The organism is Stenotrophomonas sp. LGBM10 (assembly GCF_046736075.1).
Classification (GTDB): Bacteria; Pseudomonadota; Gammaproteobacteria; order Xanthomonadales; family Xanthomonadaceae; genus Stenotrophomonas.
This window is the reverse complement of record NZ_CP177163.1, coordinates 2,580,195-2,601,949: the sequence shown is the minus strand read 5'-3', so window position 1 is coordinate 2,601,949 and position 21,755 is coordinate 2,580,195. Positions and strand designations below refer to the sequence as shown.

At 69.3% G+C, this 21,755-nt stretch carries 22 protein-coding genes and 1 riboswitch; of the genes, 6 read left to right on the top strand and 16 right to left on the bottom strand.

Annotation, left to right across the window (positions count from 1 at the left end; all coding sequences use genetic code 11):
• Nucleotides 1–9: 9 nt before the first annotated feature.
• Nucleotides 10–1,515, bottom strand: coding sequence for a CoA-acylating methylmalonate-semialdehyde dehydrogenase (locus ACLB90_RS11020; protein WP_411849542.1), 1,506 nt, complete (start codon nucleotides 1,513–1,515; stop codon nucleotides 10–12).
• 85 nt (nucleotides 1,516–1,600) lie between these two features.
• Between ACLB90_RS11020 and ACLB90_RS11015 the strand changes: the two genes are divergently transcribed.
• The gene (locus ACLB90_RS11015; RefSeq protein ID WP_411849541.1) at nucleotides 1,601–2,995 is read left to right on the top strand and encodes a helix-turn-helix domain-containing protein; all 1,395 of its coding nucleotides are present in this window, start codon (nucleotides 1,601–1,603) and stop codon (nucleotides 2,993–2,995) included.
• Nucleotides 2,996–3,246: 251 nt separating this feature from the next.
• On the opposite strand, the gene ACLB90_RS11010 is transcribed toward ACLB90_RS11015, so the two are convergent.
• The 12 genes from ACLB90_RS11010 to ACLB90_RS10955 all read right to left on the bottom strand — a co-directional run bounded on the left by ACLB90_RS11010 (nucleotide 3,247) and on the right by ACLB90_RS10955 (nucleotide 14,797).
• Entirely contained in the window at nucleotides 3,247–5,142 is a 1,896-nt protein-coding gene (locus ACLB90_RS11010) for an RpoH suppressor (protein WP_411849540.1), read from the bottom strand.
• 145 nt (nucleotides 5,143–5,287) lie between these two features.
• Complete coding sequence (locus ACLB90_RS11005; protein ID WP_411852742.1) at nucleotides 5,288–5,785, bottom strand: lipocalin family protein; 498 nt, start codon at nucleotides 5,783–5,785, stop codon at nucleotides 5,288–5,290.
• A 67-nt stretch (nucleotides 5,786–5,852) separates the two neighbouring features.
• Nucleotides 5,853–6,926 carry a class I SAM-dependent methyltransferase gene (locus tag ACLB90_RS11000; protein WP_411849539.1) on the bottom strand — a complete coding sequence of 358 codons (1,074 nt, stop codon included), beginning with the start codon at nucleotides 6,924–6,926 and terminating at the stop codon, nucleotides 5,853–5,855.
• Entirely contained in the window at nucleotides 6,923–7,714 is a 792-nt protein-coding gene (locus ACLB90_RS10995; protein WP_411849538.1) for a DUF1295 domain-containing protein, read from the bottom strand. Before ACLB90_RS10995 ends, ACLB90_RS11000 begins: the two co-directional genes overlap by 4 nt.
• Nucleotides 7,711–8,268 (bottom strand): DUF2878 domain-containing protein, encoded by a 558-nt coding sequence (locus tag ACLB90_RS10990; RefSeq protein WP_411849537.1) that lies wholly within the window; start codon nucleotides 8,266–8,268, stop codon nucleotides 7,711–7,713. The genes ACLB90_RS10995 and ACLB90_RS10990 overlap by 4 nt, the downstream gene beginning before the upstream one ends.
• 1 nt (nucleotide 8,269) lies before the next feature.
• A complete protein-coding gene (locus ACLB90_RS10985; RefSeq protein WP_411849536.1) occupies nucleotides 8,270–9,526 on the bottom strand; it encodes a class I SAM-dependent methyltransferase in 1,257 nt (418 codons plus the stop codon).
• Nucleotides 9,523–10,290, bottom strand: coding sequence for a DUF1365 domain-containing protein (locus ACLB90_RS10980; RefSeq protein WP_411849535.1), 768 nt, complete (start codon nucleotides 10,288–10,290; stop codon nucleotides 9,523–9,525). Before ACLB90_RS10980 ends, ACLB90_RS10985 begins: the two co-directional genes overlap by 4 nt.
• Nucleotides 10,287–11,567 (bottom strand): NAD(P)/FAD-dependent oxidoreductase, encoded by a 1,281-nt coding sequence (locus ACLB90_RS10975; protein ID WP_411849534.1) that lies wholly within the window; start codon nucleotides 11,565–11,567, stop codon nucleotides 10,287–10,289. Before ACLB90_RS10975 ends, ACLB90_RS10980 begins: the two co-directional genes overlap by 4 nt.
• 1 nt (nucleotide 11,568) lies before the next feature.
• Nucleotides 11,569–12,528, bottom strand: a complete 960-nt coding sequence (locus ACLB90_RS10970; RefSeq protein ID WP_411849533.1) for an acyl-CoA desaturase — start codon at nucleotides 12,526–12,528, stop codon at nucleotides 11,569–11,571.
• 82 nt (nucleotides 12,529–12,610) lie between these two features.
• A complete protein-coding gene (locus tag ACLB90_RS10965; protein ID WP_411849532.1) occupies nucleotides 12,611–13,384 on the bottom strand; it encodes an anti-sigma factor domain-containing protein in 774 nt (257 codons plus the stop codon).
• On the bottom strand, nucleotides 13,381–13,950 hold the full coding sequence (locus ACLB90_RS10960) for a sigma-70 family RNA polymerase sigma factor (protein ID WP_411849531.1): 570 nt from the start codon (nucleotides 13,948–13,950) through the stop codon (nucleotides 13,381–13,383). The genes ACLB90_RS10965 and ACLB90_RS10960 overlap by 4 nt, the downstream gene beginning before the upstream one ends.
• A gap of 70 nt (nucleotides 13,951–14,020) precedes the next feature.
• Nucleotides 14,021–14,797, bottom strand: coding sequence for a hypothetical protein (locus tag ACLB90_RS10955; protein ID WP_411849530.1), 777 nt, complete (start codon nucleotides 14,795–14,797; stop codon nucleotides 14,021–14,023).
• 83 nt (nucleotides 14,798–14,880) lie between these two features.
• Here ACLB90_RS10955 and ACLB90_RS10950 point away from each other — a divergent pair, with 83 nt between their 5' ends.
• The 4 genes from ACLB90_RS10950 to pncA all read left to right on the top strand — a co-directional run bounded on the left by ACLB90_RS10950 (nucleotide 14,881) and on the right by pncA (nucleotide 19,247).
• Nucleotides 14,881–15,033 (top strand): helix-turn-helix transcriptional regulator, encoded by a 153-nt coding sequence (locus ACLB90_RS10950; RefSeq protein WP_411849529.1) that lies wholly within the window; start codon nucleotides 14,881–14,883, stop codon nucleotides 15,031–15,033.
• Between the two features lie 36 nt (nucleotides 15,034–15,069).
• A riboswitch (cobalamin riboswitch) is annotated at nucleotides 15,070–15,301 on the top strand.
• Between the two features lie 213 nt (nucleotides 15,302–15,514).
• Entirely contained in the window at nucleotides 15,515–17,809 is a 2,295-nt protein-coding gene (gene metE, locus ACLB90_RS10945) for a 5-methyltetrahydropteroyltriglutamate--homocysteine S-methyltransferase (RefSeq protein WP_411849528.1), read from the top strand.
• Nucleotides 17,810–17,879: 70 nt separating this feature from the next.
• Complete coding sequence (locus tag ACLB90_RS10940; RefSeq protein ID WP_411849527.1) at nucleotides 17,880–18,569, top strand: epoxyqueuosine reductase QueH; 690 nt, start codon at nucleotides 17,880–17,882, stop codon at nucleotides 18,567–18,569.
• Between the two features lie 51 nt (nucleotides 18,570–18,620).
• Entirely contained in the window at nucleotides 18,621–19,247 is a 627-nt protein-coding gene (pncA, locus tag ACLB90_RS10935; RefSeq protein WP_411849526.1) for a bifunctional nicotinamidase/pyrazinamidase, read from the top strand.
• A 16-nt stretch (nucleotides 19,248–19,263) separates the two neighbouring features.
• On the opposite strand, the gene ACLB90_RS10930 is transcribed toward pncA, so the two are convergent.
• The 3 genes from ACLB90_RS10930 to ACLB90_RS10920 form a co-directional block, all read right to left on the bottom strand.
• Nucleotides 19,264–19,431 carry a hypothetical protein gene (locus tag ACLB90_RS10930; RefSeq protein ID WP_411849525.1) on the bottom strand — a complete coding sequence of 56 codons (168 nt, stop codon included), beginning with the start codon at nucleotides 19,429–19,431 and terminating at the stop codon, nucleotides 19,264–19,266.
• 51 nt (nucleotides 19,432–19,482) lie between these two features.
• Nucleotides 19,483–20,334 carry a formyltetrahydrofolate deformylase gene (purU, locus tag ACLB90_RS10925; protein ID WP_411849524.1) on the bottom strand — a complete coding sequence of 284 codons (852 nt, stop codon included), beginning with the start codon at nucleotides 20,332–20,334 and terminating at the stop codon, nucleotides 19,483–19,485.
• Between the two features lie 73 nt (nucleotides 20,335–20,407).
• Nucleotides 20,408–20,677, bottom strand: a complete 270-nt coding sequence (locus ACLB90_RS10920; RefSeq protein WP_411849523.1) for a DUF2798 domain-containing protein — start codon at nucleotides 20,675–20,677, stop codon at nucleotides 20,408–20,410.
• A gap of 137 nt (nucleotides 20,678–20,814) precedes the next feature.
• On the opposite strand from ACLB90_RS10920, the gene ACLB90_RS10915 reads away from it, so the two are divergent.
• Nucleotides 20,815–21,741 carry a LysR substrate-binding domain-containing protein gene (locus ACLB90_RS10915; RefSeq protein WP_411849522.1) on the top strand — a complete coding sequence of 309 codons (927 nt, stop codon included), beginning with the start codon at nucleotides 20,815–20,817 and terminating at the stop codon, nucleotides 21,739–21,741.
• The last annotated feature ends 14 nt before the right edge of the window (nucleotides 21,742–21,755 follow it).

Sequence of the window (21,755 nt, the reverse complement as noted above, 5' to 3'; positions counted from 1 at the left end):
CGTTGTTTCTTATTTCAGGCTGATCGTGGTGTTGACGCCGTGGCCGAGCGTCTCGTCATCGAACCAGCGCGAGGTGATGGTCTTGGTCTGGGTGTAGAACATGACCACCTGCTTGCCGTACGGGCCCAGGTCGCCGAGCTTGGAGGCACGCGAACCGGTGAAGGAGAACAGCGGCACCGGCACCGGAATCGGCACGTTGATGCCCACCTGGCCGACGTCGATGTCTTCCTGGAACCTGCGGGCGGCCGCACCGGACTGGGTGAACAGCGCGGTGCCGTTGCCGTTCGGGTTGGCGTTGATCAGGTCGATGGCGTCTTCGAGCGTCTCCGCTTCCAGGATCACCAGCACCGGCCCGAAGATTTCCTCGTCGTAGATGCGCATGCCCGGGGTGACGCCATCGAAGATGGTCGGGCCGACGAAGTTGCCCTTTTCGAAGCCGTCCACCTGCGGGTTGCGGCCATCCAGCACGAGCTTGGCGCCCTGCTCCACACCGGAGGCGATCAGGCTTTCCACGCGCTCGCGGGCGGCGCAGGAAATGACCGGGCCGACATCGGTGCCGGCCACGCTGCCGGCGCTCACCTTCAGCGTCTTTGCCTTGGCCACCAGGTCCGGCACCCACTCGCGCGCCTCACCGACCAGCACCAGGGTGGACGCGGCCATGCAGCGCTGGCCAGCCGCGCCAAAGGCGGCACCGACCATGGCGTTGAGGCTCTGTTCCTTGTTGGCGTCCGGCAGCACCACGGCGTGGTTCTTGGCGCCCATCATGCACTGCACGCGCTTGCCGGCCAGCGAGGCGCGGTTGTACACGTGGGTGCCGACGCGGGTGGAACCGACGAAGGAGACGGCCTTGATGTCCGGGTGGTCGCAGATCGCGTTGACCACGTCTTCGCCGCCGTGCACGACGTTGAGCACGCCCTTGGGAATGCCCGCTTCCAGCGCCAGTTCGACCAGGCGCATGGTGACCATCGGGTCCTGCTCGGACGGCTTCAGGATGAAGGTGTTGCCGGTGGCGATCGCCATCGGGAACATCCACAGCGGAATCATCGCCGGGAAGTTGAACGGGGTGATGCCGGCACAGACGCCGAGCGGCTGCAGCAGGGTGTAGGTGTCCACGCCATTGGCGACGTTGTTGGCCAGCTCGCCGAGCTGCAGGTTGCCGATCGCTGCAGCGTGCTCGACCACTTCCAGGCCGCGGAACACATCGCCTTCGGCGTCCGGCACGGTCTTGCCCTGCTCGGCGGACAGAATGTGGGCCAGCTCGCTCATGTTCTCGCGGATCAGCTGCTGGTACTTCAGGAAGATGCGCGCACGGGTGCCGATCGGGGTCTTGCGCCAGGTCTTGAAGGCTTCCTTGGCCGAGGCGACGGCGGCGTCCACTTCGCCGGGGGTCGCGAACGGGACCTGGGCGAGGACGTCCTGGGTGGCCGGATTGACCACGTTCTGCCAGTGCGAGCTGGCCGATTCGATGAACTGGCCATCGATCAACATACGGATGCGGGGCGCTGCAACAGTCATGGACAATCCCGGGGGGTCGATAAGTTGTTGGCATTATTCACAGAGCCAACCTCGATTTCCGGGCTGTATGCGCTTAATCTGGCCAATGCCCGCTACGATTTTTGTGAATCCTGTGAATAGCCAGCCTCCCCACCGCCAGATCGGCCTGCGCCTGCTGAAGCTGCGCGAGCAGCGCGGCTACAGCCAGATCGACCTGGCCCGGGCGCTGGGGCTCTCGGCCAGCTACCTGAACCAGATCGAGCGCAACAAGCGTCCGTTGACCCCGGCGGTGCAGCAGAAGCTGCGCGCGGTGCTGGGCGATGTCAGCGAACTGTTCGACGTTGATGAGCCGGGCGCGCTGCAGGATGCCCTTGGCGAGACCCTGCGCGACCTCGGCCTGGACGATGTGAGCAGCACCGAGCTGCGCGCGATGGCCGGCAACCTGCCGCAGATCAGCCGTGCCCTGCTCGACCTGCACCGGCGCCACCTGGTGCTGCGCGAGCACGCCGCCGCGCTGGAGTTCCAGCTCGGCGACGTGCACGCCGGCCAGGCGCTGCCCGCCGGCGACCAGGTGCGGGACTTCTTCAACCGCATGCACAACCACATCCCCGCGCTGGACGATCTGGCCGAGCAGCTGTTCGGCGAGTGGGGGCTGGTCGCCGGCCACGTGGCGCCGCGCCTGCGCCAGCTGCTGGCCGACCGGCACGGGGTGCTGGTGGAAGTGGCGCCGCTGCAGGCGGGGCGCGAGAAGCGCGTGTACGACGGCGGCAGCCGCACGTTGTGGCTGCCCGATTACCTGGAACCGGGCCAGCAGGCGTTCCAGATGGCGGCCGAGCTGGCCCTGCTGGGGTACGCGGCACAGATCGATGCGGTGATCGCGCGCGCGGGCTTCCGCGACGCCGAGCAGATCGCGCAGGCGCGGATCGGCATGTCCAACTACTTCGCCGGTGCGCTGGTGATGCCGTATGCGCAATTCCTGCGCGCGGCCGAACACAGCGCCTACGACATCGACGCGCTGGCGCACCGCTTCGGCGTGGGCTTCGAAGCGGTCTGCCACCGCCTGAGCACGCTGGCCCGTCGCAGCGCGCCGGGGCTGCCGTTCTTCTTCATCCGCGTGGACCGCGCCGGCAACGTCTCCAAGCGGCATTCGGCCACCGACTTCCACTTCTCGCAGGTGGGCGGCTCGTGCCCGCTGTGGATCGTCTACGAGGCCTTCAATCAACCCGGCCGCGTGCTGACCCAGACCGCGCGCATGCCCGACGGCCGGCGGCATTTCTGGCTGGCGCGCCAGGTGAGCAGCGGTCCGGTCGGGCACGGGCAGCCGCGCAAGACCTTTGCCGTTGCGCTGGGCTGCGACCTGCAGCATGCCGAGCGGTTGATCTACTCGCGCGGGCTGGACATCCAGAGCCCGGGCAACTCGGTCTCGATCGGCCCCGGTTGCCGGGTCTGCCCGCGCGAAGACTGCATGCAGCGCGCGTTCGCACAGTTGCCAGGGCGCTGAGCCTGAGCCACCGGTGGTGCCGGCCGCTGGCCGGCTGCGGTTGATTCTTGGCATGGCGGGGAGCCGGCCAGCGGCCGGCACTACGCTTGGCCCTTGGCATTGCGGGGAGCCGGCCGGCGGCCGGCACTACGCTTGGCCCTTGGCATGGCGGGGAGCCGGCCAGCGGCCGGCACTACGCTTGGCCCTTGGCATGGCTGGGAGCCGGCCGGCGGCCGGCACTACGTGAGCGCGTGGTGCCGGTTCCTGCTGGGTCAATAGATCGGGGTGACCTTCATCTGCGGCAGCGGCCGGGGGGCGCCCTCGGTGAGGTCCGGGCCCAGGTCTTCCCAGCGCTGGCCCTGCTCGACCATCTGCTGCCACAGCTGCTGCGATTCGCGTCGCTTGTCTTCCGAACCCAGCCGGTACGACGGCGGCGACGGGTCGCCGCTGGCCACGCTTTCGTACGCGTCGCGCCAGGCAGCCACGCGCTGTGCGGGATCGTCGGTGCGTGCGATTTCCAGGGTGTAGCGCTGGTAGGCCGACGCCAGGTTGCGCCAGCGGATCCAGTAGTGGTTGGCGAAGGAGAAATCGCAGAAACGCTCACCGGCCACGCTGCCCTTGGCGGCGATGCGGCTGAGCACGTCCTGCGGCATGTCCAGATTCATGCCGCCCTCGTCGCCGTGCAGCGAGACATGCACGATGCGATCGCGATAGCCCGGCGCACGCGCCTGCAGCACATCGCGCCAGTTCTGCATGGTCGAGATGATGGAGAACAGGAACCCGGACATCTCCGCCGCGGCGAGCGGCGTGGCGATGGACTGGTAGCTGCGCTGCCAACCCTGGCGGTTCTCGGTGGGCAGGAACACGGCGCGCTCGATCTGCGCCTGTTCGCCCTGCCCTTCGGCACCGGACAGGAGCACCGCATCGGCGTGGCGCGGATACACCAGATTGATGCCGAAGGTGGGCCAGCGCGGCAGTGCGGCATCGAACAGATGGATCGGGAAGTTGCTGCTGATCCCGCCGTCGGAGAACCAGCAGACCCGGAACGCGGTGATGACCGGGCCACAGTTCTGCCCGCCGCTGGTCAGCCCTTCCATGCTGTCGGCCACGTTGCTGCTGTCGCGCCCGGGCGCGGCCGCCGCTGCCGGCTCGCAGCGGCGCTCACGACGCGCCGGCTCGTGCAGCGGCACCGCACTGATCAGCAGCGGGAAGCTCAGGCTCATCCGGGTGGCCACCAGCACCGGCAACTGCTCGCCATCGACCAGCCGGTAGTAGTCGCGCCCGTCCACGCGCTGCGGCACCCCGGCCTGCGCCACCAGCCAGTCCACGACACTGGCCGGGAACAGCTGCAGGAACTCCTCGCGCACGAACCAGAAGTGCGCGGCGCTGAACGGCAACGTGCGCGGCTCGGTATGCGAGACGCAGGTGGTGATCATCTGCAGGCTGATCGCGTGCGCCCCGGCCGGCTCGCCGGCATAGCGCGGCGCCTGGTGCAGGTCGCCGAAGGTCAGTGGCCGGTCGGCCGGCAGGCCGGCCAGCGCCTGCAGGCGGGCGTGCAGCCAGTCGGTCAGGGCAGGGGTTGATGCGTCGGCCTGGGTGGCGCCGCTGCACAGGCCCAGCAGGTTGCGCCGCGCCACCCGCGCCACGCGCAGGGCGGAGGCCAGCACGCCGGCACCGTAGGCGCACAGCAGCGAGGGCAGCAGCGTGGCCCAGACACCGTCCGCACCGCCGGCCAGCCAGCCGATGCCAAGCAACCCCACCAGCGTGGCCAGCAGTTCCAGCGGCGCGATCGCGAACACCGCCGCGAGCAGGCAGGCGATCTTGCGCGGCAGGCTGGACTTGCCGGTGAGCATCACCAGCAGCCGGTAGGCGGTGCGTGCGCCATGCGCGGGCTGGAACAGGCTGTAGATGAAGCCGCGCCGCGACAGCTCAGCCGATACCGTGGCCAGGCCCGGAAAGCCGACCTGGTCTTCCACGACATGGCCGGCATGGCGCCGGCGGTCGCCGAGCGCGGCCGCTGCGGCCACCGCCGCGGCGATGGCGCCCGCCGAGGTGCCGCCGATGTTCTTGAAGCGGTACTGGCGCGCGAGCGACAGCACCGCGTTGGGATACACGATGCCGCTGGTGATGCCGCCCTTCATGACCAGATCGCAATACCTGTCCGCCACGCTGCCACCCTCTGTCCGCCGGTGCGCAGCCGATCCGCGCACCCTCCCCGTGCATGGCCCGGATGGGGCCGCCGCATCAGGAGGTCGATAACGACAGTATCGCCTGCGGGCTTCTCAGGGCCTGAGAAACCGGCCACGGATCGGCTTATTCGGTCGCGCCGGACTGCGGCACGCGCCGCACCTGGGACAGGTCGTAGCCGAGCGCGGCAATGCGGGTCATCGCCTTCTGGTAGTCGGCGTCGGACAGGGTCGGGGTACGCGACATCAGCCAGACGTAGTCGCGCTTGCTGCGGCCGACAATCGTCTGCTGGTAATCCGCGTCCAGGTACACGATCACGTACTCGGCCTGGATCGGCCAGATGAACTGCATGCCCCACACCGCACCGCCGGTGCCCTCCTTGACCGTACCGATCGGATGCATGGTTTTCAGCGGCGCATCGAAGCTGCCCTTGCGGTAGCGGAAGGTGGTCTGGATGCGGCCGTCCGGGCGCAGCGCGTAGGACTCCACTGCATCGTAGGCCTCGCGCTCGGGCCGGCTGGGGATATGCGCGATGACATACCAGTCGCCCATGAAGCGCGGCACGTCGACCTGCGCTACGGGAGGAACGGGTCGGGTGTTGCCCCCGCAGCCGCCCAGCAGCATGCCGGAGAGCAGCAACGGGATGTAAGCACGAATCGTCATGACAGCGTCCTCGGCAGGCGTGGGGGGTTCAGGGGCGATCGAACAGGTAGTGCGCCACCTGCCACTGCTGGCCCTGCTGGTAGCCGAACAGCTCCGCGCAGGCCATCCAGAACATGCGCCAGCGCTGGTGCCACAGCGGGGCCGCAGCGTCGCCGTAGCACTGGCGCAGCACCGCCATCACCGCGTCCTTCTCGCGGTCCTGGTTGGCCAGCCAGTGGTTGGCGGTGCGCTGGTAGTGCGTGCCATCCAGCAGCCAACGCTGCTGCAGGTGCAGGTGCTGCTGGAAGAACAGCAGCGTGTCGGCCGCCGGCATCAGGCCACCGGTGAAGAAGTGCCGGCCCATCCAGTTGTCGTCACCGTCGGTCTCGAACGGGTACATCAACGTGCGGTGCACGAAGATGTGGACGAACAGCTTGCCCTGCGGACGCAGCCAGCCGTGGATGCGCTGCAGCAGCTGCGGGTAGTTGCGCATGTGCTCGAACATCTCGATGGACACGCAGCGGTCGAAACTGCCCGCCTCCAGGGTGAGGTGGTTGACGTCGCGCGTCAGCACGGTGACGTTGTCCAGCCCCCGCGCCCGGCACTGCCCCAGGATGTACTCGCGCTGGCTGTTGGAGTTGGAAACCGCAGTGATCCGCGCGTTGGGGTAGCGCTCGGCCATCCACAGGGTCAGCGAGCCCCAGCCGCAGCCCAGCTCCAGGATGCGCTGGCCGTCGGCAAGCTGCGCACGCTCGCCATACAGCGCCAGCATCGCCTCTTCGGCTTCATCCAGCGTCTCGCGGCCGGTGGCGTAGTAGCAGCTGCTGTACTTCAGGCGCCTGCCCAGGCAGTGATGGAAGAAGTCCGCCGGCACTTCGTAGTGCTGGCGGTTGGCCGCATCCACGTGCAGCGCCACCGCGCTGCTCGCCAGCCCGGCGATGCGGGTGGCAAAGCGCTGCGACTGGGCCTGCTGGCCGCCCGCGAGCTCGTCACGCAGTCGCTGCTCGCACTGGCGGCGGATGCCCAGCCGCAGCAGCGCATCGGGCAGCAGGCCGCGTTCGGCCAGGCCGGTCAGGCCGGGGGCGTAGTCCGGCAGGGGCAACGGTTCACTGGCGGCATTCACGATGACATCTCCTTGCGGGAGGAAGAGCGGGAGGGAAACCACGGGAACAGCATCGGCGTGGTGCGCTGGTAGTCGCGGTAGTCCTCGCCCCGGCTGCGCAGCGCCTGCGCCTCGGTGAAGGGAATACCGCTGACCCAGCGCAGGAACACGTACATGACCAGCGGACCGGACCACGCCAGCCACCACAGTGGCGACTGCACGGCCAGCAGCACGTAGGTGAACCAGTGCAGCCATTCGAAGAAGTAGTTGGGGTGCCGCGAATACCGCCACAGGCCCTGCCGGCAGGTCGTTCCCCTGTTGGCCGGGTCGGCGCGGAAGCGGGCCAGCTGGCGGTCGGCAAGCGCCTCGCCGCCCACGCTCAGCAGCCACACCGCCGCCGCTGCGGCCAGCCACCCGGGATGCGTCTGCGGTGCGATCGACACCGCCACGAACGGCAGCGCGAACAGCACGATCAGCAGCGCCTGGAACTGGAAGAAGCCGAAGATCTTGCCCTGGTGGCCGTTCCAGTACTGCCGCAGATGCTGGTAGCGGCCGTCCTCCGGTTCGCTGCGCACGCGATGCCACAGATGCAGCGCCAGGCGCGAGCCCCACAGCCCACCCAGTACCGCCAGCGCGATCCGCGGCGACGATGCACCGTCGCCCAGCAGGGCCAGCAGCAGCGCCGAGGCGCCCACTCCCTTGGCCCAGAGCACGTCGACCACGCCGATGTTCTGGTGCCGGCGCTGCCACCACCAGCCCCAGGTCATGATCACCGCGGCATACAGCCAGACCACCCACAACAGCTTCATCGCGTCTCTCCTGCAGCCAGCGTGTCGAGTGGGGACGCCTGGCGCTGCCAATGGCGCGCGCACGCGGCCAGCAGTGGCAGGGCGACCGCCCAGCCAAGGCCCAGCACTGCCACGCCGTGCCACGGCGGCGCGGCGAACACCACCGAGGACCAGCCGCGCGCGGCCGACAGATACGCCAGCGGTGCCAGCAGCAGGCCCACCAGCGCGGCCGCGACCAGATGCCGCTGCAGCACGGCGAACGACACCGTCAGCGTCATGGCGAAGGCGGCCCACAGTGCCAGGATCCAGAGCGGAGCGAGCCAGGCCACACCGTTGCCGGCGGCGTACACCACGCGCCCGGTGCCACCTGCCAGGCCATCGACCACCAGCCCGCAGGCGATCGCCACGCCCATCAGCCGGGCGTCAACGGACGGGTGCGGCGACCACGCCAGCTGGCTGCCCACGTACACGGCGGCGGCCAGCAACGCCGGCCAGCGCAGTCCGTGGCCGGCGCCGATCACCGCGCACAGCCAGACCAGCTGGTTGCCGATCACGTTGGCCCAGAAGCGCGGCACCTCAGTCCTCCCCGGCGATCAAAGCGGGGCGGTAGCCGGGACGCGCCATCAGCAGGTGCGAGACGCCGATCGAGCGCTCCAGGAAGCCGCCCTCGCAATAGGCCAGGTAGAACTCCCACATCCGGATGAAACGCGCATCGAAGCCCTGCGCGCGGACGGCGGGCAGCTGGGCCAGGAAGCGCTGGCGCCAGGCCCGCAGCGTCAGTGCATAGGACGGCCCGAAGTCATGCTGGCCAATCAGCTGCAGGTCGCTGCTGCGGGTCTTGGCCGCGATGATCGCGTTGATCGAGGGAATGAAGCTGCCGGGGAACACGAAGCGCTTGATGTAGTCCACGCTGCGACGCGCCTGCTCGTAGCGCTGGTCCTCGATGGTGATGGCCTGCAGCAGCGCCAGGCCGTCGGGCTTGAGCAGGCGGGCAAGCGTGGCGAAGTAGGTATCCAGGTACTGCGCGCCGATCGCCTCGATCATCTCGATGGAGACCAGCTTGTCGTAGTGGCCGTCGAGATCGCGGTAGTCCTTCAGCAGCAGGGTCACCTTGTCCTGCAGCCCGGCAGCCTCCACGCGCGCTTTGGCCAGCGTGTACTGCTCGACGGAAATGGTGGTGGTGGTGACATGGCAGCCGATCACGCGTGCCGCATACAGCGCGAAGCCTCCCCAGCCGGTGCCGATCTCGATGACGCGATCGTCGGCGGTGAGCTGCAGCTGTTCGCAGATGCGTGCCAGCTTGCGCTGCGAGGCTGCCTCCAGGGTGTCCCCGGCACTGGCATACAACGCCGAGGAGTACATCAGGTCCTCGGACAGGAACAGCGAGAAGAAGGGGTTGCCCAGGTCGTAGTGCGCGGCGATGTTGCGCCGGCTGCCTTCGCGGGTGTTGCGCCGCAGGTGGTTCCAGCCCTTCAGCAGCCAGCCGCCGATGCGCGCCACACCGTTCTCCATGCCGTCGAGCAGGTCGCGGTTGCGCACCAGCAGCCGCACCAGCGCGACCAGGTCGCTGCAGCGCCAGTCGCCCCGGAGGTAGGCTTCACCGGCGCCGACGCTGCCCTGCGCGGCCACGGCACGGTAGAACGCGGGGTCATCGACCCATAGGGTGACGCGCAGCGGTGCCGACGGATCGCCCAGCATCACATCGCCGGTGGCATCGCGCAGGTGCAGGCTGCCGCCGCGCAACGGCGCCAGCTGGGACACCAGCCGCCCGCGCAGGAACCGTTCGAGCGCGGTGGGCGGGGACGGCAGAAGCGGCCGGGTCATGTCGTTCATGGGCGTTTTCCAGCGAGCGAAGGGTGGTCGTGAACGGGCGTGCGCTTGAGCCACAGCCGCAGGGCCTGCCAGTGGATGGCCGCCACCACCTGCAGGGTCATCAGCGGATAGCGCAGCAGGACACCGGCGAGGCCGCGTTGGTCCAGCGGTTGACGCTGCAGGACCAGATCGGCATCGAACTGGCGCGCGCCGTCGCGCCAGACCTGCATGTGCACGTGCAGATCCCTGCCCGGTGCGGTGAAGCGCCAGCGGTAGTGGCAGTCCATCGGCATGAACGGCGAGACGTGGAACTGTTTGTCGAACTCCCACGCCAGCGCGCGGCCACGGGCATCGGCGGCGGCCACCGGCAGCACGTAGGCGTGCCGCTCCTTCCAGGGCGTGTTGGTGATCTCGGCGACGATGCACTCCAGCGTGGTGCCGTCGGCGGCATAGCAGTAGTAGAAGCTGACCGGGTTGAACACGTGGCCGGCGTAGCGCAGGTGGGCGAGCAGGCGGATCGGCCCGGCCGGCGCGCGGCCCAGCGCCTCGGCCACGCGCGCGCGCACCGCGTCGGCCAGCGGCACGCCCGGATCGCCCAGGTAGTCGCTGCGGCGGAACTCGGCCAGGTTGCGGCGGCCCACCGACCACAGCCAGCGGCCGCGGAACACCTGGTCCAGCTCATCCAGGTCCAGCAGCAACTGCGCCACCGGGTAGCCGAAGGCGTGGGCCTGCGGCAGGTGGCGGCGATGCCGCATGCGACCCCGGTAGATCGCGCTGGCACTCATGCCGACACCGCTTCGGACAAGGGCCAGTACGCGTCGGCATCCAGTGCTTCCAGCGCATCCACCACCCGGCGCGCGCTGCGGATGCCGTCTTCATGGAAGCCCCAGCCCCAGTACGCACCGGCGAACCAGGTCCGGCGCCGGCCCTGCACCTCGGCCCAGCGCCCCTGCGCACGCACCATCGCGTGGTCGTGCACCGGGTGCGCGTACTGCAGGCGGCGCAGCACCTTGGCCGGATCGATCGCCTCGCTGCGGTTGAGCGTGACCACCAGCGGCGTGGGCGTGTCGATGCCCTGCAGCAGGTTCATGCAGTAGCTGACCGTGCACGGCGCCATCGGCGCCTGCGGCACGTGGGCGTTCCAGGCGGCCCAGGCCTTGCGCCGGGTCGGCAGCAGCCGGGCGTCGGTATGCAGCACGACCTCGTTGGGCTGGTAGCGGATCGCGCCAAGCACGGCGCGCTCGGTGGGATCGGCATCGGACAGCATCGCCAGCGCCTGGTCGCTGTGGCAGGCCAGCACCAGCTGGTCGAACCCTTCCAGACCGGCCGCGCTGTGCACGCGCACGCCCTGCGCGTGGCGCTCCACGCCGTATACCCGGCACTCCAGGCGCTCGCGAACCTGCCAGCGGCGCCGCATCGCCTCGACATAGCGGGCCGAGCCCCCTTCCACCACCCGCCACGGCGCGCGGCCGCTCACCTGCAGCATCTGGTGGTTGGCCATGAACTGGACGAGGTAGCGCGCCGGGAACCCGGCCAGCGCCGCGGTCGGTGCCGACCACAGCGCCGAGGCCATCGGCATCAGGTGCTCGTCCACGAAGGCGCGGCCGTAGCCGCCTTGGGCGAGGTAGTCGCCGAGCGCCGGCCCCTCCTGGTCACCCTGCAGCAGCGCGGGCGCCTCGCGGTAGAAGCGCCGCAGATCGCGCAGCAGGCCCCAGAAGCGCGGCGAGACCAGATTGCGGCGCTGGCAGAACAACCCATCCAGCGAGGTGGCGTTGTATTCCAGCCCGCTGCGCTCGCTGTGCACGGAAAAGCTCATCGTGGTCGGCCGCGTGGGCACGTGCAGCTGCTCGAACAACGCGGTGAGCAGCGGGTAGTGCAGCGGGTTGAACACGATGAAGCCGGTGTCCACCGCGTGCGTGCGCCCATCCACCTCCACGGAGTGGGTGTGGGTGTGTCCACCGAGGTAGTCATTGGCTTCGAACAGCGTCACCTCGTGGCGTTGCGACAGCCACCAGGCACTGGACAGGCCGGCGATACCCGAGCCGATCACCGCGATGCGCATGTCAGTTCTCCGCCTTGGCCAGCACCCACGCCGGCACCGGTTTGAGATCGCTTACCAGGCGCAGCCAGCCCATCACGCGCAGGCCGTACCAGGTGATGTCCACTTCCCACCAGTAGAAGCCCTGGCGCACCGTGCCCGGGAAGAAGTGGTGGTTGTTGTGCCAGCCTTCGCCAAAGGTCAGCAGCGCCAGCCACAGGTTGTTGCGGCTGTCATCGCCGGTGGCGAAACGGCGGCGGCCGAAGCGGTGCGCCAGCGAGTTGATGGTCACGGTGGCGTGGAACAGCACCACGGTGGAGATGAAGAAGCCCCACACCAGCATCTGGCCACCGCTGGTGCCCCACGACGGCGCGATGCGCTCAAGCAGCGCGCCCAGACCGAACAACGCGGCGGCCAGGGCGATCGGTACCAGGGTGTCGAAGCGGTCCAGCCAGCGCAGTTCGGGGTATCGGGCCAGGTCCGGGATGCGGGCGAAATCGGTGCGGAAGCCCTCGGCGGTCAGGAACCAGCCCATGTGACTCCACCAGAAGCCGTGCACGCGAGGCGAGTGCGGATCGGCCGCGGTATCGGTATGGCGGTGATGATGCCGGTGGTGCGCAGCCCACCACAGCGGGCCGCGCTGCACGCTGGCCGCGCCGATCACCGCGAACACGAACTGCACCACGCGCGAGGTGCGGAAGGTGCGATGCGAGAAGTAGCGGTGGTAGAACGCGGTGATCGCGAACATGCGCACCGCGTACAGCGCCACCGCCACCCCGACCGCGACCCAGGACACCCCAACCCACAGCACCGCCACGCAGGCCAGGTGCATCGCCGCGAACGGGATCGCGCGCAGCCAGTCCACGCGCTGCGCGGCCTCGGGCGCCACGGCCGTATCGGCGCTGGTATCGAACCAGCGCCGCACCGTTGCCCAAAGGCCACGGCGGGCAGTGCGTCCTGTTGCAGAGGCGGGTCCGGCCGACATATCGCGCATCTCCTGGCGTGCTTGTCAGGAGATACGGGAACAGCAGCCCTCCGGATGCACGTATCCGGAAATAAAGTGCACGTTACAGGTTGGCGATGTCGCCCTTGGCGATGATCGGGCCGGTCGGGATGCCCTGCGGGGCGCCACCGGACGGTTCCAGCGTGATCGCCAGCACCGAGCCGTTCACCAGCGCATCACGCAGCGTGGCCGGGACCGCCACGGTGTGGGCGCGGTTGATCGAGACCAGGCCCAGCGAACGCGGCGCGCCGCCCGCCGGGATCAGCCACAGCTCGGGCGCGCGCCCGGCGGCATCGGCCGGTGCCGGGACCGGCACCATCAACACCTTGCCCTGGGCCTTGTCGACAGAGGCCAGCCAGCCCGGGGAACCGTCGTCGTGCAGCAGCGGCGTGACCGGCCTGGTGGCCTGTTCCGGCTCGGCCGGCGTGGTCGGGGTGACCGCCACCGGGGGCGCCACCGGTGCCACCGGCACCACGTCGCGGCGCGCAAGAACCGCCACCAGCGCAACCACCGCCGCCAGCGCGGTCATGCCCTGCCAGAAGCCGGTGCGCTGCCAGGCGCGTGGCGTGGTGGCCACCGACGGCCAGCCCAGCGAGGTGCGGATCCGCGGCCACAGGTGGGCTGGAACGGCCTCGGTGCCGAGCGATTCGAGCAGCGGGGCCAGCCGGTTCTCCCACTGGCTGACCAGGCGGGCAAAGCCCGGATCGCGGGCGATGCGCCGTTCCACCTCGGCGCGCTGGGCGGCATCGAGCACGCCGAGCACGTATTCCCCGGCCAGGATGTCGGCACCGGGCGGTTCGGCGTCGTCGGGCAGATCGTGGAGGTCGCGGACGTTCATCGTTCCAGGCACACCCGTAGTTGACCCAGCCCACGGCGGATCCAGCTCTTCACCGACCCCAGCGGCGCACCGATGCGGCGCGCCAGCTCCTCATAACTGGCCCCATCCAGGAAGGCCAGCCGGATCAGCGAACGGCGGCGCGGCTCCAGCGTGTCCAGGCAATCGTCCAGACGCTCGCGATCGGAGGCGTGTTCGGCCACCTGCGCCGGTTGCGGGGCGAAGTCGGGCACTTCGTCGGCCACCGACAGATCGTCCAGCGGGCGCGGCGGGGCCGCACGCAGCCGGTCGATGGCGCGGTTGCGGGCCAGCATCGAGAGCCAGGTCATGGCCGAGGCCTTGCCGCGGTCGAACTGCGCGGCCTTGTTCCACACCGTGACAAAGGCGTCCTGCAGCACGTCCTCGGCATCGCCACGGTCGCGCAGCACATGCAGGCAGATCGCAAAGAGGCGGCCGGAGGCCAGCTGGTAGACCGATTCGAACGCCTGGCGGTCGCCTGTGGCGACCTGGACGAGCAGCTCGTCGAGGCGCCGCGAGGCGCCGGTATCGGCAGTGTCCAGCTCAGGCATCGCAGGCTCAATGTCGGCAGGGGGACAGCCGGCATCGTCGTCGCTGCGCGCCTGCCGCGCAAGGGGGCGATCATCCGGCGCATGTGGACACCAGCGGTTGCTGCCGCGCGGCGACCAGCTCGGCCGCGGTTGCCGCGACCGGCGCATCGGGGAATTCGACCCGCACCTGCGGGTAGCGGCCGTGTTCATCACGCACGTTGCCCGTACCGGAGAACTGCAGCAGGCGCGGCGTAGTGCGGGCGTAGACCAGGTTCACCGCCGGCACCGCGAAGCCGAACCAGGCATCCAGGCGCATCTGCAGCTGCTCGGCCGGCTGGCCCTGCCAGGTGACCGCGCCGCTGCGCTGCAGCTTCAACGGCACCAGCCGCTGGCGGCTGGGCAGCAGGAACTGGAACGCCACGCTTTGCCCGCCCTGCAGCGCCGCCCAGTGCCCGAGCACGGCCGCGTCGAACCCGGCATCGACCACCGCATCGGCCGGAATCGCGATGGCGCGGCTGACGCGATCGGCCTGCGCGTTTTCACGCACATACACGGTGCGGGCGGCGGCGCTGCCCTGCAGACCTTCCTGGTAGCCGCTGCGCGCGTCTTCGAAGGCGAAGTCCGGGGTCTGCGCGCTGCCGTGCGGGGTCATCCATTTGCGCGCGAAGGCGCGTCCGTCCGCGCAGCGGTACAGCACCAGCCGCGACCGTGCCTCGGGCGGTCCCTGCAGCCAATGGGTCTCGCGGTACAGCAGGCGTCCGCCGGAGGGCGCGTAGGCACGGCCTTCCTGGCGCTGCACCTGCTGGGCAGCGGCCGGCAGCACCGGGATCAGCACCAGCAGCAGCGAGGGCAGAAGGGTTCGGCGCATGTCCGGCTCCACAGGGGGGTCATCGGGAGATACGCAGGCAGCGGCGTGATGGATGCAGTGGACCGCTGGCTGCGCCGAAGGCCATGCCTCAGATCACCGCGCTGCGGCTGGCGCGCTTCTTCGGCACCAGCGATGCGTTCTGGCTGAACCTGCAGATGGCCCATGACGCGGCCAAGACCAAGGACGAACTGGCGGACGTGCTGGCGCGCATCGCGCCGTACCACCCCGCTGCCTGAGCACCCGCCCCTCTTGACCATCGCCCGCCTTCGGCCTACCTTGTGCTCGCCGAAGGTATCCATCTCTTTATGCAGATGAAGGGATGGATTTAAACGGGAATCCGGTGAAGGCGCCTTGTGCGCCCATTCCGGAGCTGCCCCGCAGCGGTGAATGGAAACGAATCCTGCCAACAGCACTGGGCATCGGCCTGGGAAGCGGCAGGTACTAGGAGGGCGTCCGCGCCCGCGTCCATCAGCCCGAATACCGGCCCCGGCCGGGGAACACGACCGTTCCCCGATTCGACCTGGAACGTCCGCGGGGAGGTTGCCGGGGCCTGCCGCCATGCCGCCTGCATGGCGCTGCCCCCGTGCGTCCGCTTCACGGCATCCGGTTCGCCCGCGGGGGCGAAGGTCGCTGGCGGGGCGGACACGGCAGCGATGGCGTGGACGGCGCGCGGTTCCTTCGTTCCTCAATGCCCCTACGCAATGAGGACACGTTCCAATGACTACCGTTACCAACCTGGGTTTTCCGCGCATCGGCGCCAAGCGCGAGCTCAAGCGCGCGCTGGAGGCGTACTGGTCCGGCGAGAGCAGCGCGCAATCGCTGCAGGACACCGCCCGCGCGCTGCGCGCCCGCCACTGGCAGCTGCAGCGCGAGGCCGGGGTGGACGTACCGCCGAGCAACGATTTCAGCTTCTACGACCAGGTGCTGGATACCGCCTTCCTGTTCGACGCGATCCCGGCCCGCTACCGCGCGCTGGCCGATGCCGATGCACTGGCCGGCTACTTCGCGCTGGCCCGTGGCGTGCAGCGCGATGGCCATGACCTGCACGCGCTGGAAATGACCAAGTGGTTCGACACCAACTACCACTACCTGGTGCCCGAGCTGCAGGCCGGCCAGGGCTTCGCGCTGCGCGGCGACAAGCCGTTGGCCGAGTACCGCGAGGCCCGTGCGCTGGGCATCCAGACGCGTCCGGTGCTGCTGGGGCCGGTGAGCTTCCTGCTGCTGTCCAAGACCGTCGATGGCAGCCCGGCGCTGGATCTGCTGGATGCGCTGCTGCCGGTCTATGCCGAGCTGCTTGGCGCCCTGAAGGAGGCCGGCGCCGACTGGGTGCAGCTGGACGAACCGGTGCTGGTGCAGGACCTGGACGACGCGGCGCGTGCCGCGTTCGTGCATGCCTACGCCACGCTGGCCACCGCGCCGCGCCCGAAGGTGCTGGTCGCCACCTACTTCGGCGCGCTCGAGGACAACCTGGCGCTGGCCGCCGCGCTGCCGGTCGACGGCCTGCACGTGGACCTGGTGCGCGCACCGGAACAGCTGGATGCCGTGATCAAGGCGCTGCCGGCCGACCGCGTGCTGTCGGCCGGGCTGGTCAACGGCCGCAACATCTGGCGCACCCACCTGGACAACGCGCTGGTGCTGGCGCGCTATGCGCATGGCCATCTGGGCGACCGGCTGTGGCTGGCCCCGTCGTGCTCGCTGCTGCACAGCCCGGTGGACCTCGCGCTGGAAACCAAGCTCGACGATGAGCTGCGCGGCTGGCTGGCGTTCTCCCGGCAGAAGCTGCAGGAGCTGCGCCTGCTCGCCGACGCCATCGACGGGGCACCGCATGCCGAGGCCGGGCTGGCCGAGGCACGGGCGCGCATCGAGTCGCGCCGGCAGTCGCCGCGCGTGCACAAGCCGGCCGTCGCCGCGCGCTTGGCCGCCCTGACCCCGGCCGATGCGCAACGTCACAGCCGCTACCCGCAACGTCACCTGGCCCAGGCCGCCGCGCTCAAGCTGCCGCGCTTCCCCACCACCACCATCGGCTCGTTCCCGCAGACCCTGGAGGTCCGCGAGGCGCGTGCGCGCAACAAGTCCGGCAAGCTTTCCGATGCCGACTACGATGCCTTCCTGGCCACCCAGACCGAACACTGCGTGCGCGTGCAGGAGCAGATCGGGCTGGACGTGCTGGTGCATGGCGAGTTCGAGCGCAACGACATGGTCGAGTACTTCGGCGAGCAGCTCGACGGCTTCGCGTTCACCAGGAACGGCTGGGTGCAGAGCTATGGCTCCCGCTGCGTGAAGCCGCCGGTGATCTACGGCGATGTGACCCGCCCGCAGCCGATGACGGTGCGCTGGTCGCAGTACGCGCAGTCGCTCACCGACCGCCCGATGAAAGGCATGCTGACCGGGCCGGTGACGGTGCTGCAGTGGTCGTTCGTACGCGACGACCAGTCGCGCGCCGACACCTGCCGGCAGATCGCGCTGGCGCTGCGCGACGAAGTGCTGGACCTGGAAGCGGCCGGCATCGGCGTGATCCAGATCGACGAGCCGGCCATCCGCGAGGGCCTGCCGTTGCGCCGCGCGCAGTGGCGCGAGTACCTGGACTGGGCAGTGGAAGCGTTCCGGATCAGCGCCAGTGGCGTGCGCGACGCGACCCAGATCCACACCCACATGTGCTACTCCGAGTTCAACGACATCATCCATTCGGTGGCGGCGATGGACGCCGACGTGATCTCCATCGAGACCTCGCGGTCGCGCATGGAACTGCTGGATGCGTTCGTCCGCTTCCAGTACCCCAACGAGATCGGTCCGGGCGTGTACGACATCCATTCGCCGCGCGTGCCGGACAAGGAAGAAATGCTGGCGCTGCTGCGCAAGGCCGCTGAGGTACTGCGTCCGGAGCAGATCTGGGTCAACCCCGACTGCGGGCTCAAGACCCGTGGCTGGAAGGAAACCCGTGCGGCGCTTGACGCGCTGGTGGCCGCCGCGCGCCAGTTGCGCGAGGAAAGCGCCGACGCCAACGCTGCCTGATCCACCGCCACACCTGGCCCCAAGGACCGCGCCGCCGCCGTTGCCGGCGGTGCGGTTGATGAGAATCCGCATGACCACGCCTCACACCACCCCGATCGACCGCCCCACCCTGGCCCTGCCCGGTGGACACACCAAGTTGCTGCTGCACTCATGCTGCGCCCCGTGTTCGGGCGAAGTCATGGAGGCGATTACCGCCTCGGGCATCGACTACACGATCTTCTTCTACAACCCCAACATCCACCCGGTGAAGGAGTACGAACTGCGCAAGCAGGAGAACATCCGCTTCGCCGAGAAACATGGCGTGCCGTTCGTCGATGCCGACTACGACACCGACAACTGGTTCTCGCGCGCCCGCGGCATGGAAAACGAGCCCGAGCGCGGCATCCGCTGCACGATGTGCTTTGACATGCGCTTCGTGCGCACCGCGCTGTATGCGCACGAACACGGCTTCCAGGTGATCAGCAGTTCGCTGGGCATCTCGCGCTGGAAGGACATGAACCAGATCAACGACTGCGGCCACCGCGCCGCCGCGCACTACCCGGGCATCCAGTACTGGGATTACAACTGGCGCAAGGGCGGTGGCGCCGCGCGCATGGTCGAGATCAGCAAGCGCGAGCAGTTCTACCAGCAGGAATACTGCGGCTGCGTGTACTCGCTGCGCGATGCCAACCGCCACCGCCGCGAGAACGGCCGCGAGCGGATCAGGATCGGGGTGCTGTACTACGGTGACGGCACCTCGCGGCAGGGCGATGCGGACTGACCGCTACCGGGGCGTCGGCTAGACTGGACGCCCCACCTGCGTGATGCCGCCATGAACCGTTTCCCTGCCGATGTCGCGCTGATCGTGGTCGATCTGCAACCGGACTTCATGCCCGGCGGCGCGTTGCCCTGCGAGGACGGCGATGCGATCGTGGCGGACATCGCCGCGCTGCTGGCACAGGGCCGCTATGCCACCGTGGTGGCGACGCAGGACTGGCACCCGTCCGACCATGCGTCGTTCGCCAGCCAGCACCTCGGCCACGCCCCGTTCGAGCAGATTGCCCTGCACGGCCACCCGCAGACGCTGTGGCCGGACCACTGCGTGCAGGGCACGCCCGGCGCCGCGCTGCACGCCGGCGTGGACTGGACCCCGGCCGCGATGATCCTGCGCAAGGGACGCAACCGCCACGTCGATTCGTACAGCGCCTTCCAGGAAAACCACGACGCCGATGGCCAGCGGCCACCCACCGGGCTGGCCGGCTGGCTGCGCGAGCGCGGTATCGCCGAGGTGCATGTGTGCGGACTGGCACGCGACTACTGCGTGCTGTGGACCGCACAGGATGCGGCCGCCGCCGGCTTCCGCGTGGGCTATCTGTGGGCGCTGACGCGCCCGGTCAGTGCCGCCAATGACGACGCCACGCGCGCGGCGCTGGCGGCCAGCAGCATCGCGCTGCGCTGAGCGGTACGACGCCGGCTCAGGCCTGTGGCGGCTGCTTCGCGGCGGCCTTGCGCTGGCGCTCGGCTTCCAGCCGCGCATTGCGCTGGAACACCCATACCAGCAACCAGATCGAACCGCCCACCACCACCGCGCACACACCCAGCACGGCCAGCAGTTTCACCCACGCCATCGGATCGGTATTCATCACGCACTCCATTGCAGGACAGGGGCCGGAGCATAGCACCGGCCGCCACGATCAGCGGAACACCACCGTTCGGTGTCCGTTGCGCAGAATGCGATGCTCCACATGCCGGCGTACCGCGCGCGCCAGCACCTGCGACTCGGTATCGCTGCCCAGCCGCACCAGATCGCGCGGCGTCATCGCGTGGTCCACGCGCGCCACGTCCTGTTCGATGATCGGGCCTTCGTCCAGATCGTCGGTCACGTAGTGCGCGGTGGCGCCGATGATCTTGACCCCGCGCGCGTGCGCCTGGTGGTACGGCTGCGCGCCCTTGAAGCTGGGCAGGAAGCTGTGATGGATGTTGATCGCCCGCCCCGCCAGCGCCTGGCACAGGCGTGGCGAGAGGATCTGCATGTAGCGCGCCAGCACCACCAGATCGATCCGCTCGCGCTCGACCAGGTCGATGATCTGCTGTTCCTGCACCATGCGGTTGTCGGCGTTGACCGGCAGGTGGTGGAACGGCACGCCGTAGGAGCCGGCCAGTGCGGCGAAATCGGTGTGGTTGGAGGCCACCGCCGCGATATCCACCTGCAGCTGGCGGCTGTGCGCGCGGAACAGCAGGTCGTTCAGGCAGTGCCCCTGTCGGCTGACCAGCACCAGCAGCCGTGCCCGACGACGCGCATCGTGCAGTTGCCAGTCCATCGCGAACTCACCGGCCAGCGTGGCCATGCGCGCTTCCACGTCGGCCAGCGACTGCTCGGCGGCACGATCAAAATGCACGCGCAGAAAGAACCGGCCGCTCTCGTCGTCGCCGAACTGCTGGGCATCGAGGATGTTGCAGCCCAGCTCGAACAGCAGGCCGGACACGCGGTAGACGATCCCGGTACGGTCCGGGCATGACAGGGTGAGGATGGAATCGGGGCGCATCACGGCAGTGTAAGTGAGCGCCCTCACCCGCGGGATGGTTGCTCTCAGCTGCAACCATTTGCCTGCAGTGCGTTCAACGCGGCGGATGCACGGTCAGTGCCACCAGCCGCATCACCAGCGGGCGCACCACCAGAATGCAGCAGAACGCCGTGGGCATGGCCAACTGGTACGCCCCGAACACGCGGGCGGGATAGTGGGCGTCCAGCCCGGCGTTGGCGGCGGTGATCACCAGGCACATCAGCATCGCCATGATCGAGGCCATGAAGAAGGCGAACACGTAGGGCGTGGAGCGGGCACCGAGCTTCCAGCGGCGGGCCGCCAGGGTCTGCGGGGGGAGCGACATGCGGAGCGATCCGATCAAGGCAACCGGCGGTTGCGGGACCGGCACGATAGTCAGGGCAGCGTGGGGCGGGTAGACCGCAGCAGATTGGCTCTTTATAAAGACAATCTTTGCAATAACCTGCCTTAATTGGCGCCATCATGAACATTCTGCAGTCAATCCGCAGTTTCATCCGGACCGCCGACGCCGGCAGCCTGGCCGCCGCCGCGCGCACGCTGGGGATCAGCCCGGCGGCGGTGGGGCAGAACATCGCGCGGCTGGAGGCTCACCTGGGCGTGCGCCTGTTCAACCGCACCACCCGCACGCTGGCGCTGACTGAACGCGGCGCGTTGTACCTGGCCGAGGTGCGCCACATCGAGCGCGACCTGCAGCGGGCGCAGGCTGCGGTGACCGACCCGGATGCGACGCCGCAGGGCCGGCTGCGTGTGGCCAGCACCGCTGCGTTCGGGCGGCACGTACTGGCCCCGCTGCTGCCGGCCCTGCAGGCGCGCCATCCACGCCTGGAGATCGAACTGCTGCTCACCGACCGCGCGGTGGACCACGCGCGCGAAGACGTGGATGTGAGCCTGCGGATCGAACAGCAGCTGGTGGACGGGATCGTGGCGCGGCCCATCGCGCAGGTTCCGTTCGTGGTCTGCGCGGCCCCGTCATACCTGGCGCAGGCGGGCACCCCGCCCACGCCGGATGCGCTGCGCGACCATCGCTGCCTGGTGTTCCGCTACCCGGTGGATGGGCGCCTGCTGCCGTGGGGCTTCGTACGTGACGGCATGCGGTTCGACGCCGAGGTGCGCCCGGCGCTGGTCTGTGACGACATCGATGCGCTGGCCGCGATGGCGGCCGCAGGCGGCGGCATCGCCCGGCTGGCCGCGTTCGTGGCGGCGCCGTGGCTGTCGCGCGGCGAACTGCAGGTGCTGTTCGCCACCGGCGACGGCGCCCGCACCTCGCCCGAGCCGATGCGGCTGTTCCTGTGCGTCAGCGACCGCCGCGATCTCACGCCCAAGGTGCGGGCGCTGATGCAGGCACTGCTGGATGCACTGCCTGCGGCCTGGCGGGTGGACGCGGCATAACGGGCCGGCTCGGG

Excerpts from the sequence above, each read along its gene's own strand:
- ACLB90_RS11020 (WP_411849542.1), bottom strand. The coding sequence starts at position 1,515 with ATGACTGTTGCAGCGCCCCGCATCCGTATGTTGATCGATGGCCAGTTC.
- ACLB90_RS11015 (WP_411849541.1), top strand. The coding sequence starts at position 1,601 with ATGCCCGCTACGATTTTTGTGAATCCTGTGAATAGCCAGCCTCCCCAC.
- ACLB90_RS11005 (WP_411852742.1), bottom strand. The coding sequence starts at position 5,785 with ATGCTGCTGGGCGGCTGCGGGGGCAACACCCGACCCGTTCCTCCCGTA.
- ACLB90_RS10995 (WP_411849538.1), bottom strand. The coding sequence starts at position 7,714 with ATGAAGCTGTTGTGGGTGGTCTGGCTGTATGCCGCGGTGATCATGACC.
- ACLB90_RS10985 (WP_411849536.1), bottom strand. The coding sequence starts at position 9,526 with ATGAACGACATGACCCGGCCGCTTCTGCCGTCCCCGCCCACCGCGCTC.
- ACLB90_RS10980 (WP_411849535.1), bottom strand. The coding sequence starts at position 10,290 with ATGAGTGCCAGCGCGATCTACCGGGGTCGCATGCGGCATCGCCGCCAC.
- ACLB90_RS10975 (WP_411849534.1), bottom strand. The coding sequence starts at position 11,567 with ATGCGCATCGCGGTGATCGGCTCGGGTATCGCCGGCCTGTCCAGTGCC.
- ACLB90_RS10970 (WP_411849533.1), bottom strand. The coding sequence starts at position 12,528 with ATGTCGGCCGGACCCGCCTCTGCAACAGGACGCACTGCCCGCCGTGGC.
- ACLB90_RS10965 (WP_411849532.1), bottom strand. The coding sequence starts at position 13,384 with ATGAACGTCCGCGACCTCCACGATCTGCCCGACGACGCCGAACCGCCC.
- ACLB90_RS10960 (WP_411849531.1), bottom strand. The coding sequence starts at position 13,950 with ATGCCTGAGCTGGACACTGCCGATACCGGCGCCTCGCGGCGCCTCGAC.
- ACLB90_RS10955 (WP_411849530.1), bottom strand. The coding sequence starts at position 14,797 with ATGCGCCGAACCCTTCTGCCCTCGCTGCTGCTGGTGCTGATCCCGGTG.
- ACLB90_RS10950 (WP_411849529.1), top strand. The coding sequence starts at position 14,881 with ATGCCTCAGATCACCGCGCTGCGGCTGGCGCGCTTCTTCGGCACCAGC.
- metE (WP_411849528.1), top strand. The coding sequence starts at position 15,515 with ATGACTACCGTTACCAACCTGGGTTTTCCGCGCATCGGCGCCAAGCGC.
- ACLB90_RS10940 (WP_411849527.1), top strand. The coding sequence starts at position 17,880 with ATGACCACGCCTCACACCACCCCGATCGACCGCCCCACCCTGGCCCTG.
- pncA (WP_411849526.1), top strand. The coding sequence starts at position 18,621 with ATGAACCGTTTCCCTGCCGATGTCGCGCTGATCGTGGTCGATCTGCAA.
- ACLB90_RS10930 (WP_411849525.1), bottom strand. The coding sequence starts at position 19,431 with ATGAATACCGATCCGATGGCGTGGGTGAAACTGCTGGCCGTGCTGGGT.
- purU (WP_411849524.1), bottom strand. The coding sequence starts at position 20,334 with ATGCGCCCCGATTCCATCCTCACCCTGTCATGCCCGGACCGTACCGGG.
- ACLB90_RS10920 (WP_411849523.1), bottom strand. The coding sequence starts at position 20,677 with ATGTCGCTCCCCCCGCAGACCCTGGCGGCCCGCCGCTGGAAGCTCGGT.
- ACLB90_RS10915 (WP_411849522.1), top strand. The coding sequence starts at position 20,815 with ATGAACATTCTGCAGTCAATCCGCAGTTTCATCCGGACCGCCGACGCC.